Below are 579 nucleotides of genomic sequence, written 5' to 3' on the forward strand. Positions count from 1 at the left end.
AAGGCATCAGCAGATATGACGCTTCTTGGAGATAACTTAGAAAAGTTATTGGAGGCTCGCCTATTGGCTCTTCGTACAAGAAAGATTATCCGTGAAAACTTAGCTTGGTCATTAGGCTACAACTTGTTAATTTTGCCGTTAGCGGTTGCAGGGCTAGTTGCGCCTTATATCGCGGTTGTTGGGATGTCAGCAAGTTCAATCATTGTTGTATCTAACTCACTGCGACTTCTTAAAGAGAAGTAAACAAGAGAACACTTATGGAAAGCCTTTATATTTTAATTCCAATCGCGATTGTTCTTGTTTGCGTTGCTGTCGCTATTTTTCTTTGGGCGGTTCGAAGCGACCAGTTTGAAGATCTTGAGCGACAAGGACACAACATTTTATTAGATGAAGAAGAACAATCAGACAATAAGAAACCGTAGTATGTTTTATGAATCCTGATTTTTTAGGTGCTTTGCTTATCGGCCTTGTCGGGGCCGGCCATTGTATGGGGATGTGTGGTGGTATCGCATCCCTACTTTCCTTAGGTAGTTCAAGCTCAAAATCCTCCCCAACCATACCTTTATTCTACAACCTTGG

Annotated in this window: 2 protein-coding genes and 1 pseudogene; all 3 read left to right on the forward strand. The window is 41.8% G+C overall.

What is annotated here, in order from left to right:
- A pseudogene (locus R7040_RS28470) lies at positions 1 to 243 on the forward strand (ATPase P); the annotation flags it as partial.
- A 14-nt stretch (positions 244 to 257) separates the two neighbouring features.
- Positions 258 to 422: a cbb3-type cytochrome oxidase assembly protein CcoS gene (gene ccoS, locus R7040_RS28475; RefSeq protein WP_005457379.1), complete on the forward strand. Its 165-nt coding sequence runs from the start codon at positions 258 to 260 to the stop codon at positions 420 to 422.
- 8 nt (positions 423 to 430) lie between these two features.
- Positions 431 to 579 (forward strand): sulfite exporter TauE/SafE family protein (locus R7040_RS28480; RefSeq protein WP_318097889.1); only part of this gene is annotated, 149 nt, incomplete at its 3' end.

It is taken from the genome of Vibrio sp. 1069 (assembly GCF_033340555.1).

Coding starts and splice junctions, on each gene's coding strand:
- ccoS (WP_005457379.1), top strand. CDS start 258: ATGGAAAGCCTTTATATTTTAATTCCAATCGCGATTGTTCTTGTTTGC.